12 protein-coding genes are annotated in these 15777 nt (G+C 58.6%); 2 read left to right on the plus strand and 10 right to left on the minus strand.

What is annotated here, in order from left to right:
* Positions 1-2: 2 nt before the first annotated feature.
* From LOC68_RS20160 to LOC68_RS20175, 4 genes are all read right to left on the minus strand, one after another.
* Positions 3-1469 (minus strand): hypothetical protein, encoded by a 1467-nt coding sequence (locus LOC68_RS20160; RefSeq protein WP_230222082.1) that lies wholly within the window; start codon positions 1467-1469, stop codon positions 3-5.
* 81 nt (positions 1470-1550) lie between these two features.
* Positions 1551-2129: a hypothetical protein gene (locus tag LOC68_RS20165; RefSeq protein WP_230222084.1), complete on the minus strand. Its 579-nt coding sequence runs from the start codon at positions 2127-2129 to the stop codon at positions 1551-1553.
* Positions 2099-2635, minus strand: coding sequence for an RNA polymerase sigma factor (locus LOC68_RS20170; protein ID WP_230222086.1), 537 nt, complete (start codon positions 2633-2635; stop codon positions 2099-2101). Before LOC68_RS20170 ends, LOC68_RS20165 begins: the two co-directional genes overlap by 31 nt.
* 184 nt (positions 2636-2819) lie before the next feature.
* The gene (locus LOC68_RS20175) at positions 2820-4802 is read right to left on the minus strand and encodes a carboxy terminal-processing peptidase (RefSeq protein ID WP_230222087.1); all 1983 of its coding nucleotides are present in this window, start codon (positions 4800-4802) and stop codon (positions 2820-2822) included.
* 448 nt (positions 4803-5250) lie between these two features.
* On the opposite strand from LOC68_RS20175, the gene LOC68_RS20180 reads away from it, so the two are divergent.
* The gene (locus LOC68_RS20180) at positions 5251-7089 is read left to right on the plus strand and encodes a sigma 54-interacting transcriptional regulator (RefSeq protein WP_230222089.1); all 1839 of its coding nucleotides are present in this window, start codon (positions 5251-5253) and stop codon (positions 7087-7089) included.
* On the plus strand, positions 7086-8096 hold the full coding sequence (locus tag LOC68_RS20185) for a YheT family hydrolase (RefSeq protein WP_230222091.1): 1011 nt from the start codon (positions 7086-7088) through the stop codon (positions 8094-8096). The genes LOC68_RS20180 and LOC68_RS20185 overlap by 4 nt, the downstream gene beginning before the upstream one ends.
* Positions 8097-8300: 204 nt before the next feature.
* On the opposite strand, the gene LOC68_RS20190 is transcribed toward LOC68_RS20185, so the two are convergent.
* The 6 genes from LOC68_RS20190 to flhA form a co-directional block, all read right to left on the minus strand.
* Positions 8301-9947: a sensor histidine kinase gene (locus LOC68_RS20190; RefSeq protein ID WP_230222094.1), complete on the minus strand. Its 1647-nt coding sequence runs from the start codon at positions 9945-9947 to the stop codon at positions 8301-8303.
* 162 nt (positions 9948-10109) lie between these two features.
* Positions 10110-10895: a FliA/WhiG family RNA polymerase sigma factor gene (locus LOC68_RS20195; protein WP_230222096.1), complete on the minus strand. Its 786-nt coding sequence runs from the start codon at positions 10893-10895 to the stop codon at positions 10110-10112.
* Positions 10896-11078: 183 nt separating this feature from the next.
* Entirely contained in the window at positions 11079-11345 is a 267-nt protein-coding gene (locus LOC68_RS20200; RefSeq protein WP_230222097.1) for a hypothetical protein, read from the minus strand.
* Between the two features lie 184 nt (positions 11346-11529).
* Positions 11530-12387, minus strand: a complete 858-nt coding sequence (locus LOC68_RS20205; protein ID WP_230222099.1) for a MinD/ParA family ATP-binding protein — start codon at positions 12385-12387, stop codon at positions 11530-11532.
* A 30-nt stretch (positions 12388-12417) separates the two neighbouring features.
* On the minus strand, positions 12418-13596 hold the full coding sequence (gene flhF, locus LOC68_RS20210; RefSeq protein WP_230222101.1) for a flagellar biosynthesis protein FlhF: 1179 nt from the start codon (positions 13594-13596) through the stop codon (positions 12418-12420).
* Positions 13597-13604: 8 nt separating this feature from the next.
* Entirely contained in the window at positions 13605-15692 is a 2088-nt protein-coding gene (gene flhA / locus LOC68_RS20215) for a flagellar biosynthesis protein FlhA (protein ID WP_230222102.1), read from the minus strand.
* Positions 15693-15777 lie beyond the last annotated feature (85 nt).

The following is a 15777-nucleotide window of genomic DNA, read 5'->3' on the forward strand; positions in this document are numbered from 1 at the left end:
GACTAGGGCTGTCGAAGAGTAATTTGAAAGCGGAGCGGCAGGCGAGCGGATACGCCCTCAAGCGTCGCATTCGTCTGTGCGTCGGCCTGTCGCTGATACGTAAACGGTTGGTCGTCGAATGGGTTTTTGGGAATCGGCAGACGGACTGCGTCCAGCGATTCCGGTAATTCGCCATGGATGGCGGCGTAGTCGCGAATCGCTTCGACCGCCAGCAGCATGGCATACCAACGATCCTGACGGGCCGCGGAGTTTTGGAACGTCGCGAGGCTGGGAAGCAACGTCTCCGCAAGCTTGAGCGGATCGCCGACGGTGAGCTCACGAGAGATCTGATTGTCGGCCGGATAAAACTGTTGAGCTTGATGATAGGGGAGGCCGATGGGAGCGATGTACTGATCTCGGAGACGCTGGAAGTGCCGATACGAATACAAGAGAATCGCACGGCTGCCGGGCATCGTTTCGACGGCTCGCTTGTCATATCCGAACTTGTCGACCAATTCCTGTTTGACGCGTTCGACCTGACTGAAGATGGCGGCGCGATAGGCCAGATTCATCAAGTCGAGTTCGTTCTGGCGCGGATTCGACTGATAAAGTTGATTGCGGGCGATCACGTCCTGCAACTTCTGATCCCAATACGCTTGATCGCCGATATTGTTCTCCGCTTCTTTTAGCTCCGGAAAAACCGTCACGATATTGTCTCGTTCGACGTCGATCGCATTGCGAATGTCGACCAGAGGCGTCGGTTGGTTGACGATTGACCAATAGAGATTCGGCGTCGAATCGACCGATAGCGCCGTCAACAGTTGCTCGTCCATGATCGAGCCGATCGCAATGCCGACCAGCGCATTGACGATGAAGTCCCGATTGCCAACATGTCGGGCCATCGCGTAACCCGTTTGGAGATCGGCAATCGCGTCGTCGAGTCTCCCTTGGGCGAGTCGCAAGCGAATGCGGAGCGCTAGTATTCGGGCGACGGTACGCATCTCTTGAATTTCGGGCAACAGGACGCTGAAAACGTCGACTCCGTGCTCCTTGATGGGCAGATTCCAGTCGCAATGCTCGCGTCGAGCGGCGAACGACGCCTCTTGCAAGGAGCTGGAGTAGGAATTGACGACGGTTTCGACTTCGTCAATCGGCAATTCTTCGAGCGGCGTCAGACGCCACTCGTCTATCTCTTGCCAATACTTCAGCGGCGACTTGAGATGGGCCGAATGCTGGCTGATCAAGAGAATTGCGCGGTGATAGAGCGGGGCGGCGTTGCCGGGAACTTGCTCGGAGTAAGAGGGATAGAGCCGATACTTCATGATCGGCGGCTGTGGCGACTTGGGCGTGAGCGAGAACGTATAGGTCAGCGTTGCATTTTCCCCGGTGCTTTGCTCAAAGAATTGGGCATGGGCCGACGAGCTGCAAATGCTCAGAACGAGTATTGAAAAGAAGATCGCCGCTGGCCGAATCAGGAGGTGCGAACGCATGAGAATGAATCCTCTAAGGCGATGAGGGGAACGCAAACCGGCTGGCGGTCAGGGACGAGTCAAGGTTGCATGGCGAAATTACTAGTCTGGAGACCAATCGCGACTACGGGATGAGAGGGGCGATTGCTCGTGGAACGGAATGCCGACCGGTTTCGGAACGACAAAAACTTCCTGCATCGTTCGTTTCACCGACGAGCCGACCGATAAACTGCCCGCCGCAGCGGTCGGACGACGATCGACCGCCGACGGGGAAAGAAACGCCGCCCAAAACGAGGTTGATTGCGACGTCGAGACAACAGGATCCGTGACCGGGGCTTCCGTGCGTACGATTCGCTCGGTGGGCGTCTGGTCTTCCGCCGACGCAATCTCTGGCGTCGGCGGGGTCTGCTCGACAGCTTGAGGCGGAGGTGGCGGAAGCGTCGCGGTTTTTGCAGCGTCGCCGCTTCCCAGCAGCCAGATCGATTGACCGCAGGTTGCAACCGCCAGCGCGGCGCACGCGACATACCATTTACGCAAGACGCCCCGTTGTTCGGCGAAGGCCGCTTGCCGACCGGCTTCAAACAGCACTTCGTCACGATCGACCTGAGCCGATCGCGGCGTCAACTGCGCCAATCGAGCCTCAAACGGGCTCAAGGATTCGGGGTGGAACGATTCGGACATGGTTCATCTAATTCCGTTTGCAGGTACGCAATCGCTTGTTGATATTCTCGATAAATCGATGATGGAGAGAGGGTGAGCAGCTGAGCGATTTCGCGAAAGGTCAGTCCGCCCCAAATCCGGGCGGTGACGATTTCGCGCTGCAGCTGCGTGAGCCGCTCGAGCGCTTCGGAAGCCGCAACAGCGTCAAAGCTGTTGGCGCCGCTGGCTTCGAACCAACCGTCGCGCAAGGAGGCGAAAGTTTGCTCGCGATCGCGGCGGCGACGTTCCCCTCGGCTTTGCGTCAGGGCTTCGTTTCGCACGACCCGATATAACCAGGCGACGCAATCGGTAGGGAGCGAGCTTTGGCGGGTCAATTTCACGAAGGCGCATTGCACGGCGTCTTCGGGATCCGAGCAAAGTTGTCGGGCGTAAAGCGTCAATGCATCCGCATACCGATCCAGCAACTGCCCGATCTCTCGGGAGATTCCCGAGCGACGAGTTGGCTGCTGATTCGGCGATTCCGACAAGATGCTGCTCCCTCATGGTTTATAGACATGACGCCGCTGAGCCTTCCATTTTCCCAAAAATTGCGGAAATGTCGAAAACTGTTCGCTGGAGAGTCCGCCAGCGATGGAGATGGCGGAAATGCGCACAAAAAAAGCCCGCGTGTTGGGCACGCGGGCTTTGGGAGTTGCTAGGAAACGCGATCCACTACTTGTTCGCAGCGACGCGGCCTTGTTCCAACAGTTGGACGTAGTCGGAGGTGACGTCGATCACTTCTTCGAAGTAGAAGTCCTTTTTGACCACTTCTTCGGGGTTTTCGTTGTCTTCCTCAAACTGTTCCTGTTCGGTCTTTTCCTTGTCGAGCTCTTTCCGCTCGTCCAGGTATTCCTTTTCGTTCAGGTTGACCGCTTTGCGATTCTTCTGGACGACGTAACGTTCAATGTTCTTCTCGACTTTCTGGAAGTCTTCCGACTTCTTGATTCGCGAGTCAGCGTCGGCCTGCAACTGGGTGAGCAGATCGCTGCTGACCATGTTGTAGAGCGTGTATTGGGCTTGGGGAATCTTGTCCCAAGCGATCGCATAATCAAGGTCGCCTTCGCCGATGTCCATGTGAGTGGTGATCCACGGGAGGACGACGTCGGCTTCGACGCCGCGACGCTGCGTGCTTTCGCCGTTGGGGCGATAGAACTGCTGCATCGTGATCTTCAAGGCGCCATAGTTCGGCGGGTTCGGAACCGGGAAGAGTTGGCTTCCCAGGTCGAGCAGGCTTTGGACGGTACCTTTACCGTGGGTCGCCTCGTCGCCGACGATGATGCCGCGCTTGTAGTCCTGGATGGCGCCGGCCAGAATTTCGCTGGCCGAAGCGCTCAGCTTGCTGGTCAGCACGACCAGCGGGCCTTTCCAGACCATGCCGCGATCGGTGTCGTCGTAGGCTTGGATGTTGCCGCTAGAGTCTTTCACCTGGACGACCGGACCTTGGTCGATAAACAACCCGGTCAGGTTGATCGCTTCGGTCAAGCTGCCGCCGCCGTTGCGACGGAGGTCGAGGACGACCGCTTGGACTTCTTTGTCGTTGAAGTCGTCGAGCAGTTTGCGAACGTCGCGCGTGGTGCTCTTGAAGTCGCCCAGGCCGCGGCGAGCCGCGTCCATGTCCATGTAGAAGCTCGGCAGATCGATCCAGCCGACTCGCAGCGTGCGGCCGTCTTCGGTCTTGTGATCGATGATTTCGCCGCGGGCTTCGCTATCTTTCAGCTCGATCTTGGCGCGGGTCACGTTGTGGACGATGGTGTCGCCGGTTCCCTTGGCCTTAACGCCCAAGCGAACGATCGTGCCGGCCTTGCCGCGGATCATGTCGACGACGTCATTCAACTTCATGTCGACCACGTCCATCATCTCGCCGGTTTCGCCTTGGCCGACGCTGACGATGGTGTCTTCCGGCTGGATCTTGCCGTACTTGTCGGCGGCTCCGCCGGGGATGACCTTGGTCACTTTCACCACACCGTCTTCCGACAACAGGGCGGCGCCGATGCCGTCCAGCTGCAGACGCATGCTGATGTTGAAGTTCTCCAGCGTCGACGGCGACATGTAGGTGGTGTGCGGGTCGAACGACGAGGTCATCGAGGTCAGGAACATTTCGAGCAGCTCGTCCGGGCTAGTCTGCGACATGCGGCGAGCGAAGCTTTCGTAACGGCGATGGATCTTTTCCTGCGATTCTTCCAGGGTCTTGCCATCGGCCTTTTCCGACAGGATGTCGAACTTCACCCGTTGACGCCAACGGTCGTACGCTTCCTGTTCGTTCGCCGGGTAGTGGACCTTGTCGGCGTCGGTGACGAACATCTCCTTCTTTTCGAAGTCGAGGTCCGAGGCCAAAACGCGATCGACCATCGCGACCCGTTCGTTGACCCGCTTCAGGAAGCGATCAAAGACGGTCCGCGAGAAGCTGACGTCGCCAGCGTTGATCATGTCGTCCAGCTTGTTCCGGTTGACGGTGAATTCGTCGATGTCGCTCTGATAGAAGTAGAGCTTCAGCGGATCGAGGGTCTTCAGGAACTGATCGAAGGCCCGCTGCGACATTTCGTCGTCGATCGGGTGGTTCGACAGGTGGTCCTTCTTCATTAACTGCGTCACGGCGAAGGCGACGCGGCGTTCGCTCACCTTGGGAGCGACCTGGGCCGAAGATTCGCTCGGCAAGAAAACAAAAATCGAGGAGAAAAGAAACGACGCGAACGTCAAGACGCGAAGAGCGCCAGGGCGACGCCAACTGTTCCCAATAACGGTCGTTGGGTGCATGCCAATCCCTTAAGTTGAAATTGTATGAGTGGTTTGGAGTGGCGAAGAGGGCCAATTTGCGGGGCTGGGACGGGGTTATAACCGATCCTATCCACAGGGTCTACGTCACTCAAGCTGACGCGGTTTGCCTGATTTAACCCCGAGCTGGTGTGATGTTTTCAATTTTTACGTGCGATAGTTGCGCGCGGCAAGTTTTTCTTGCACCCCTTTTCCAGAACCTGCGAAAACCCGCTGCGCTCCCCCTATTGCGGCTGGCCTCTATGGGTAGGTTTGACGTAAGATAAGGGAAGCTATCGATTTAAATCTAAAAAGTCCTCTCCCGGCCTCCGGCGCCTTCGAGCGGAACATAATGGCGAATTACAGTTATCTTAAGCTACTCTCTGGAACCGGCCCCGGCACCAATTTTGCGCTCGACGCCGACGCCGAGAACCTGATTGGCCGCGGTTTGGAGTGTCATATCACCCTGACCGATCCCCTCTGTTCGCGGGTCCATGCATCGATATTTCAGAAAGATGGGATCTGGTGGGTCAAAGATTGCGATAGCCGAAATGGCTGTTATCTGGACGATCAGCGGATTTCCGAAGGGAAGCTGTTTGACGGTGGACGCTTGCGAATTGGGGCGACCGAGTTCAACTTCAACAGCAGCAGTCAGCCGCCGACTTCGTACGATCCCGACTCGACCAACGTGACGCAAACAATCGTCCGGGACCTGCCGGTCGATCCACAGGACACTAACCTGGTCGCACTGCGCGAGCTGAAAGACTACAAGCAGGCACAACGGCTGATCCTGCTCTATCAGTTCGCCATCAAATTATTGGGATGCGATGATCCGGACGACATTATTCGGATTGCTCTCGACCTGCTGAAGGATCACTCAAAGGCGGCGGTCGTCGGTTTTCATTGGCTGACAGAAGATGGGAAGCTGAGACTGAAGCGTCAGTTGCCGGAAGACGTGGAAGATGCGTTCAAGCTAAGCGAGTCGCTGACGGCGATGGTTTGCCAGCAAGGACATGCAGTTTGGATCGCCAACGAAACGAACCAGGACGAGACGAAGCGGCTGAAGCACTTCGCCGACGCGATCTGCGTGCCGCTGATTCATAAGAAACAGACCCTGGGGACGCTGCATCTTTATCGAGAGCAGGAACGGTTCCAGCAGAACGATCTCGACTTCACCATCTCGCTGGCCAACATCCTGGTGATCGCCCTGTCGCGAGCGTGGGAACTGAATAAGCTTCAAGCCGGTTATGATCGCCTGGTGCAACAATCGGCCGCGTTTGACGAGCTAATCGGCGAAAGCCGGCCGATGGTCGAACTGAAACAGCGAATTACCCGCATCGCGAAAGCCGGCGGAGCGGTTCTGGTACGCGGCGAAAGCGGCGCCGGCAAAGAACTGGTCGCGAGGGCGCTGCACAAAGCTTCGAGCCGCAGCGATCGCCCAATGTTGAGCGTCAACTGTGCGGCGCTGCCGGAATCGCTGATGGAAAGCCAGTTGTTCGGCCATAAGAAAGGCGCCTTTACCGGGGCCGACGCCGATCACGTCGGTTTTTTTCAGCAAGCGGATGGTGGGACTCTGTTTCTGGACGAAGTGGGCGAATTGACGCTCGATGGTCAGGCGAAGCTCCTCCGGATTCTGGAAGGGCATCCCTTTTTGCCGCTGGGCGCCACCAAAGAAGTGAGCGTCGACGTCCGGTTGATCGCGGCGACCAACCGGGACCTGGCCGAGTTTGTTCGCGAGAAGCGGTTCCGCGAGGACTTGTATTACCGGCTCTGCGTCTTCGAGCTTTACATTCCGCCGCTCCGAGAACGGGGAGACGACATCGAAACGCTGGCCAACCATTTCCTGAATCACTTCAAGCGTCAACATGGGCGCCCTGAGTTGGTTTTGTCGGATGCGGCCAAGAAAAAATTGTGCAGCTATCAGTGGCCTGGTAACGTTCGACAATTGCGCAACGTTATGGACAGTGCGGTCGTTTTAGCGGACTCCGCGATGATTGAGCCGCGTGATCTGGGGCTGCGCGACGCCGGGCTGGGAGAACCTGAGTCCTTGCGTTTTGATTTCTGGGAAAAGAAACTAATCGAAGAGGCGATGGAACGCACCGGCGGCAACGTTTCGGAAACGATCAAGTTGCTAGGCGTGAGTCGCGCTACCTTGTATCGAAAACTGGATGAGTACGGCATAAAACGATGAGTCGTGGGATCGACGATCGGGACCTGTCTGCCAGCGGTTACCGCCCGCATCCTATTTTGCGCGGCCCGCATCTACAAACGATTATCGGCGCCTACTGGAAGGGCCCGACTCTTCCGTACGCCGCCGTGCAGCATCAAGTTGAGCTAGGGGATGGGGACAAGATCATCATCCACGACGACGCGCCCGAAAGCTGGCGCCAAGGGGATCGGACGGCGCTCTTGATTCATGGGCTCGGCGGTTGCCATACGAGTCCCTATCTCGTCCGGATCGCGGCCAAGTTGAATGGGCTAGGCGTTCGGACGTTTCGGATGGATCTCCGGGGCTGCGGCGCTGGAATGAAGCTGGCGAAGAAGCCGTTCCATGCCGGTTGCAGCGACGATGCCGCGGCCGCCATCCGCAAGATTCACGAACTTTGCCCTGGCTCTCCTTGTACGGCGATTGGCTTTTCGCTGGGTGGCAACGTCGTGCTCAAGCTCGGCGGCGAAGTGGGAACCGGCGTCTGCGGCGGTTTGGACTCGATCTTTTCGGTGGCCCCGCCGATCGATTTGTCGTACTGCTGCGAGAATATGACTCGCGGTCTGAACCGACTGTACGATCGCGATTTCGTCCGGCGTTTGATTCGCCGGGTCGAACTGCAGAAAGAATATGACGAAGAAGCGGCCAACTTCCGCTTCTCGCAGCGGCCGCGAAGAATCGTCGAGTTTGACGCCGAATACACCGCGCCGAAGGCCGGCTTCGGCAGCGTCAACGAGTATTACGAGAAAGCGAGTTCCGGTCCGCTGTTGGCCGACATCGCGATGCCGACCCACATCTTGACCGCGGGCGACGATCCGATCGTCCCGCGGGAGATCTTCGACAAGTATCCCCGTTCGCCGCTGGTGACGTTAGAAGTGACCAGCCATGGCGGGCATCTCGGATTTCTCGCGCCCCGCAACATTGCCGCCGATCGCCGGTGGATGGATTGGCGCGTCGCCAGTTGGGTCGCTGACCTGATGCAGCAATCGTAGCGCGTCTGGTTTCTTACTAGCCCGCAGCGCAAGCAAGGGAATGCGGCCGCAAGTAAATGACGAATGTCTAATCACTAATGTCTAATGAAAGATTGTGTCTTCCGAATTAGACATTAGTGATTAGTCATTAGACATTTCCGAATCCATTCCCTCGCTTGCGCTGCGGGCTAGTGAAGAAGTTGGCGACGGTCCGCAGAGCGGACTTTACGTTGGTTGGCGGAGCGGCAATTCAATCACAAACCGAGCGCCGGTTCTCGACGGTTCCATAAAGATCCGGCCGTGATGATGTTCGATGATGCGGCGGACGATCGCCAGGCCGATGCCGGTCCCTTCGGAGTTCGGATTGAGTTTCTCGAACAGGCCGAACACCTTTTCGTGAAACGCCGGTGGAACGCCGGGGCCGTTATCTGCGAAGGTCATTCGCAACTGCGAAGAAGCGGCGATCCAACTGACGGTAATCTCCGGCTTGTCGGGATTGGCGAACTTGGCGGCGTTGTCGAGCAGGTTCTGAAACGCTTCGATCAGGCGAACGCGATCCCCTTCCAGCTCTACCGGTTCGCCGTTGATCTGCAGATTGATTCCCCGATCGGGCGAGGCCAGGTCAAGGCGGCGAATTGCGTCGTCGAGCAGGCGCCGAACCTGGCAGATCTCGGTTGGATTGACGACGCGGCCGATGCGGGAAAGTTCGAGTAGATCGTCGAGCAGGCTGCTCATCGACGAGCAGCCGCTGGCGATGAACTCCATGTCCTCATGGATCGCCTTCTGATCGCCGCGATTTAAATCTTCGCGCAATGCGCCGACAAATCCACGGATCGTAATCAGCGGGCTCTTCAGATCGTGCGAAACGGTATAGGTGAAGCGCTCCAGTTCGGCGTTACGGCTTTCGACTTGTCTCAGCAGCGACTCGACTTTGCGGCGACTATCGATGATGTAGGAAATGGTTCCTCCGCAGATCAGTCCGAGGGCGATCAGCGAGGTGAAAACGATGGCAGGAGTCGAATAGAGTCCTGCCGACGCGAACTTGCGCGTCGTCGCCAGTTCCACCTGCATCGGCAGTCCGTCGAAGTCGATCATCTGCAGCGAGGTGCGGCTAAAGTTGTCGCTGACGTCGCCGTCGGACGATTTCAGGCCGATGATTTCGAGCTTGGGAGAGCGGGGGCTGGCCGCATAGACGCGGACCACGAAATGGTTGGGCATCTTGGCGGCGATCGACTTCTCGAGCGACGCTTCGGACGAATAGGCGACGACGCAGCCGACGTGATGCATCACGCCGTCGGTCGCTGTGGTGGCGACCGGAAAGCAGGCGATCAATCCGGGGCCGGGGAGCGGCGTCTGCACATTGGCTGGGATGACGTCGACCGTCAGATCGCTGGTTTGAATCGCGGCGTCCAGCGTTTCGGAAAGGAGGCTTTTTTCTTCGATCGCCGTGCCTTCATGCACGGCGAGTTGCCCGTTCGGTTCGGTCAGGATGATTCGCCACGGGCCTTGCTCATTGCTCGCGTCCCGGTCGGCGAAGAACAACTGGTCGACGACGGCGTATTTTTCTCCCTGACGCATCCGAGAGACGAAGATCTCCCATTCCCCCTTTTCAACGACTTGGCTGGAAACGAAGAGGGTTTGCGCCCGGTCGGCGGCGCTGCGGATGTCGTCGAACTGCCGCTGGACGACTTGTTCGAGCGAACGGGAATATTCAAGGAAGAGGATGGTGCGGCGGCTCTCTTGGTACCGCCAGGTGAACCAGGCCGAGATCGTCGCCAGGAGAAAGAAAACGGCGAAGGCCCCCCAGCCGTACTTATCAAGGTGCAGCCGTGGGATCGCATTTTCTTCGGGTTTCTCGACTTGCGAGTCCATCGCGAGACGCTCAGACCGATGAGGAGTTCGATGAGCGCCGCCCTAGGAGGCTCCGCCCCATGCATGGATCATTGTATGGCCAATTGAGGGAGTGCGATAGCGCAGAAAAAAACGCTTCCGTCGCCGGAAGCGTTGTAGGTTTTTTACGTAGGACGGGGGAGTCTAAACGACGCCGAATTCCGGGCGACGGCGACCGAGCTGCGATTGCAGACGTTGCACGATGCTGCTGTGCATCTGGCTCACGCGGCTTTCGCTCAGGTCGAGCGTGGCGCCGATTTCCTTCATCGTCAGTTCTTCGTAGTAGTAAAGAATGATGATGAGGCGTTCGTTGCGATTCAGGCCTTTGGTGACCAAACGCATCAGATCGTTCTTTTGGATCCGGCGCGTGGGGTCTTCCCCTTTGACGTCTTCGAGAATATCGATCTCGCGAACGTCCTTGTAGCTGTCGGTCTCGTACCACTTTTTGTTGAGGCTGATGAGTCCGACCGCATTGGCGTCGGAGATCATCTTTTCCAGCTCTTTCACGCTCATGCCCATGTGGGATGAGAGTTCCTGTTCGGTCGGTTGACGACCGAGCTTCGCTTCGAGCTGTTTGGTCGCTTCGTTCAGCTTGCTCGCTTTGGAGCGCACCAGACGCGGCACCCAGTCCATCGTACGAAGTTCGTCCAGCATCGCGCCGCGAATACGCGGTACGCAATAGGTTTCGAACTTGACGCCGCGCGTCATGTCGAACGCGTCGATCGCGTCCATCAGACCAAAGACTCCCGCCGAGATCAGGTCGTCTAGTTCGACCCCTTCCGGCAAGCGAGCCCAAATTCTTTCGCCGTTGTATTTGACCAGCGGCAGATATCGCTCAACAAGACGGTTGCGTAGTTCTTTACGCGTCTGGTCGGCCTTATAGGCTTTCCAGACTTCCGCAATGTCGTCGACTGCTGTGGTTGTCGCCATGCAATCCTCCGTGAAACGCCGTCAATGGCTACGTTTCGTGAGATCCTTCTCGTTTCGCCTGAATCCTTCAGGACCCGCATTTTGCAGCGGTAAAGCCGCAAAACCTTCGCCGGTATGATTGCTCAAAACCGTCGGTTGGCGCTCGTTCGCCGCGTCCTCTCCGCAGGGGACGTGGTGGCGAATTTACGCCGACGCATTTCCAGAGCCGCTGCTTTCTCCTTGCAACTCGCGTTGCAATTTGTCGAGCTCTTGGTTGACTCGTTCGCGAACCGATTCGTCAACGATGCGCTCCGCAGCGCCGCCGATGAACCAGCCTGTGGCCGCAAATAATGCCATCGCAACGCAGGCGACTTGAAGGGTTGACTCGATCCCGCCCATGTCCAGGAAACTCCGCACCAGGACAGTGACGAAAGCGATAAGGCCCAGGACGCCCGCGTAATTGCGCGCCATCTTGCGTTCGGTCTATTAAGTTGACGTGATTCGCGACTCATGTCCGCCGCATGCGTACGCGGCGTTACATCTAGGTATCGGGCGTCTCGACTTTGATATTCAGCCGAATTTTCCGATTGTCGCGAAGTCGTCAAAAAAACTCGCGTAGCGGCAAGGCGTGCTGTCATGTCAGGGCTAGCCTTTCTTACGCCGCGCGGCGGGTCGTTTGTTCGGTAGCGGCGTCCAGCACCAGCGAAGTAAATCGCTTGGCCGTGTGCGCCAAGTCGACGGAAACCGCCGACTGCGGGTAACGGACGCAAAACGCGTCGCACGACGCTTGAGCCGCGCCCACTTCCAGGGCGTAGCGAATGGCGCCGATTCCGATCGCGGCGGCGCCAGCATGTCGCTGACAAACGCGATCGAAACCCTCGATGATCGGTTCTTCCGGCTGCGCCGCCGACACGCGGTTCAGCAGCAGTCCGAATGCGGCTCGCGGCGCACTTGCCAGCATGTGGCGAATCGCGGCGTAACCGGCGGTCAGTGAGCTGCGGGCCGAAGATGCGGTCAGAATAAAGTGATCCGCACGACGCCAGAGCAGCTCGGCCAGCGGGGTCGGGCGACTGCCGGCGTCGATCAAAACGACGTCGGCATGGCGGCCCAGCCGCTGCAATTGATTGGTTAGTCGCTCGAGCGCCCCCGGATTGATCGCATGGAGCGAGCCGGTTTCGGCGGCCGTCGGCAACAGCAGGGCGCCATGGATGCCCGGCAGGAACGACTCGTGCAAGTCGGCCCGCGAGTTGGCCAGGTCGCCGATTGTGGCGACGGCGCCGCGGCCGCACAGTTGCGCGAGTCCATCGCTTTCAAAATCAAGATCGACCACCACGACCCGACGTCCCGACTCCGCGATCGCGGCGCCGAGGTTCAGCGCGAGCGTGGTCACGCCGACGTTACGCTCGGCGCCGTAAAGTACGGCGAGCGGCACGTTCGGCGAACCGGCGAAGTTGGAGTTTTGACGTGCAAGCATTCTTAGCAGCGACGCCTGATCAGGAAAGTGACGGTCCATAAATGGTCGTAGTTCGCAGCAGCCCGGTGGTTAAATCAATTGCTTGGCGAGTTCTTCCGCCGACGCGACGGCGATCGAATGCGGTACGTCTTGCCCATTGGTGACGTAGCTGATCGGCAGCGTCGTACGATTCATCAAGTTGAACATCGCTCCGAGCGACTCGACTTCATCTAGCTTGGTCGGAATGATCGCGGTCGGGTTGATCGACGCGAAGCGGCGTTCGGCGTCCTGCAGCGAACGATTGCCGGTGGTGGCCGACAGCAGCAGGTAGCGAACGTCGGTTTCGGCCGCTCGCAACACCGATTGCAGCTGTTGCAGCTGCACCGAGTCGCGCGGACTGCGTCCCGCCGTATCAATAAAAATGCGATCGCAACCAGCCAGGTGATCGACGGCGTCGCGCATCTCGCTCGGCGACGAGACGACCTGCATCGGCAAGTCCATGATCTCGGCGTAAGCGCGAAGTTGGTCGACTGCGGCGATGCGGTAGGTGTCGATCGTGATCAGGCCGACTCGCAGCTTTTGCGTGAACCGGGCCCGAGCCGCTAGTTTGGCGATGGTGGTCGTTTTGCCGACGCCGGTCGGTCCGACCAGCGCGATTCGCAGCGGTCCGCGGCGCGAGTCTTCCAGGTCGTGACCGACGCGGAAGGTCGCGGCGATCAACTGGTGCATCCGCTGACGCAGATCTCGCTCGTGCGAGACGGCGGCGATTTGTTCCAGGTGAGCGGCCAATTGCGACGCGATCTGCGGCGCCACTTCGGCGGCGATCAGTTCGTCATACAACTGCGCGACGATCGGCGAGTAATTGCGTAGCGACTGTCCGGCGTAGCTGGACAACGCGTCGAGGATCGATTCCCCTTGGTCGTCGACAAGGCCGTCGACCAGACGCTGCGAATGATCTTCGGCGTCGGCCGGGCGATGGATCGGCGCTGCAGGAGCAGCTTCCGGCAGTTCAACTTCAAAGCGGCGCGCGACGAACTCTTCGTGGGGCGTCGGCGTATTGTTCGTAGCGGCCGTTTCGATTTGAAAACGGCTCTTCACCGGCACGCTGGCCGACGCGGCTAGTTCAAACTCGCGGCAACCTAAGAGGCCTGCCAGTCCGCGGCGCGGCGTCATCCGCGTATGCAAAACGGCGGCGTCGGGCCCCAGCTCTTTGCGAATGAGCTCGAGCGCTTCCGGCATCGATTTGGCGCGAAACGTCTTGATGTCCATGGCGTCGTCTATTTACCCGGTACGATGTCGCTGATGATGCCGACCGACTCGATCAGCGTATCGCGGGTGATTTCGTTGTGGCTCAGTACGATCAAATCAGGGATGTGATTCAGGGTGAGTTGTTTCAGGGCAGGGCGAATCTGCGGGTTGACCAGCACGATCGGCGGCTTCCCGACCGACAGCAACTTTTCGATTCCTTGGGCGACCGCACGGCAGGTCAGTTCGATCGCTTGCGGCGACATGCGAGCGTAAGGTCCACGTTCGGTGTCGATGCCTGCGGCGATCCGATCCTGCATCGCCGGGTCGAGCGGTATGACGTACATCTTGTTTTCGCGATCGCGATACTTGGTGCAGATCGTGCGAGCCAAACGGTGGCGGACGAATTCGGTCAGCCAGATCGGATCCTTGGTGCGCGTCGCCTGATCGCCTAGCGTTTCCAGGATGACCGCCAATTGGCGAATCGGCACTTCTTCTCGCAGCAGGTTTTGCAGTACCGCTTGAACGTCCCCCAGCTTCATCAGATGCGGGATCAGTTCGTCGACGACGGCCGGCGATTCGGCTTTCAGTTCGTCGAGCAGATGTTTGGTGGCGTCGCGAGTCAGCAACTCGTCGGCATGCTTCTTGGCGACGCGCTGCAGATGGGTCGCGAGAACCGACGACGGTTCGACGATCGTGTAGCCAAGCATTTCGGCTTGCGGACGCAAACCGGCTTCGATCCAGACGGCCGGCTGGTTGTAGGCCGGATCGCGGGTCGCTTCGCCCGGCAGATTGCCTTGCGAGTTGGGACCGCTGATCGCCAGCAGACGATCGGGATAGATCGTATTCTCGGCGACGGTGTTGTTCGTGATTTTGATGCGGTACTGGTTTTCGCTCAAGCGCATGTTGTCGCGGATGCGAACCTTCGGCAGGATGATGCCGACTTCGGTGGCGACGTTCTGGCGAACGCCGGTGACGCGATGCAGCAGATCGCCGCCCCGATCAGGCGCCGCCAGGCGAACGAGTCCGACCCCCAGTTCCATTTCCATCGGATCGATCGAGAGATAGTCCTCGATGCGGTCCTCTTTCTTGGCCGCTTTCTCTTGTTCTTGTTTCTTCGCTTCGGCCTCTTGCTTGACGACTTCGTCCTTCTTGTCTTTCTTCTGCAGGAAGAGGGCGAAGCCGATGCAGCTGCAACCGAGCGTCAGCAGCGGCAGTTTCGGCAAACCGGTGAAGACGAGCAGACCAAGGAACGCCCCAGAGACCATCAGCGCCGCCGGACGAGACAACAACTGTTGCACGAATTCCAGCGGCAGGTTCGTCTTCTGGCTGCTACGCGTAACCAGCAAACCGGCCGCGAGCGAAATCAAGAAGGCGGGAACCTGGCTGACCAGACCGTCGCCGATCGTCAGCTTGGTATAAACTTCGGCCGCTTGAGCCAACGTCATGCCGGCCTGCATGCCGATGATGAAGCCGCCGACGATATTGATCAACGTAATGATGATGCCGGCGATTGCGTCGCCGCGCACGAACTTGCTGGCGCCGTCCATGGCCCCGAAGAAGTCGGCTTGTTGCGTGATCTCGGCACGGCGGCGTTGCGCTTCGTGTTCGTCGATTATGCCGGCGTTCAGGTCGGCGTCGATCGCCATCTGGCGACCGGGCATGCCGTCCAACGCGAAACGGGCGGCGACTTCCGAGATACGCGTGGCGCCCTTCGTGATCACCATGAACTGAATCACGATGATGATCACGAAGATAATAATGCCGACCGCTATTTTATCTCCGGCGACGAACTCGCCGAAGGTTTCGATCACCCCACCAGCGGCGTCCATCCCGTCTTCAGCCGCCTTGGTCAAAATCAGTCGCGTGGTGGCGACGTTTAACACCAATCGGGCGAGGGTGGTGGCCAACAAGAGGGAAGGGAAGACGTTGAACTCAAGCGGCGTCTGTACGTAGATCGTCGTCAGCAGAATGATTACGCCCGCGGTGATGTTCGCCGTCAAAAGCAAGTTCATGAGCCAGTTCGGCAACGGCACCAGGATCACCAGAACGCTGGCGATGATGCCTACCGGCAGGATCAGATCTCGAATTCGTTCAACGGCAGGAAGCACGGAAATCAATCGGCAAAGGGACGAAAGCAGCGCCGCGGAGATACGTCGCCGCGTGAAGCGGGGCGAAAATTACTGAAAACGGGAAACCGAGTCC

The organism is Blastopirellula sediminis (assembly GCF_020966755.1).
GTDB classification, from domain to species: domain Bacteria; phylum Planctomycetota; class Planctomycetia; order Pirellulales; family Pirellulaceae; genus Blastopirellula; species Blastopirellula sediminis.

Bases quoted from the DNA above. Each gene is read 5' to 3' on its own strand.
- LOC68_RS20190 (WP_230222094.1), bottom strand. From the start codon at position 9,947: ATGGACTCGCAAGTCGAGAAACCCGAAGAAAATGCGATCCCACGGCTG.
- LOC68_RS20205 (WP_230222099.1), bottom strand. From the start codon at position 12,387: ATGGACCGTCACTTTCCTGATCAGGCGTCGCTGCTAAGAATGCTTGCA.
- LOC68_RS20165 (WP_230222084.1), bottom strand. From the start codon at position 2,129: ATGTCCGAATCGTTCCACCCCGAATCCTTGAGCCCGTTTGAGGCTCGA.
- LOC68_RS20185 (WP_230222091.1), top strand. From the start codon at position 7,086: ATGAGTCGTGGGATCGACGATCGGGACCTGTCTGCCAGCGGTTACCGC.
- LOC68_RS20160 (WP_230222082.1), bottom strand. From the start codon at position 1,469: ATGCGTTCGCACCTCCTGATTCGGCCAGCGGCGATCTTCTTTTCAATA.
- LOC68_RS20200 (WP_230222097.1), bottom strand. From the start codon at position 11,345: ATGGCGCGCAATTACGCGGGCGTCCTGGGCCTTATCGCTTTCGTCACT.
- LOC68_RS20180 (WP_230222089.1), top strand. From the start codon at position 5,251: ATGGCGAATTACAGTTATCTTAAGCTACTCTCTGGAACCGGCCCCGGC.
- flhF (WP_230222101.1), bottom strand. From the start codon at position 13,596: ATGGACATCAAGACGTTTCGCGCCAAATCGATGCCGGAAGCGCTCGAG.
- LOC68_RS20195 (WP_230222096.1), bottom strand. From the start codon at position 10,895: ATGGCGACAACCACAGCAGTCGACGACATTGCGGAAGTCTGGAAAGCC.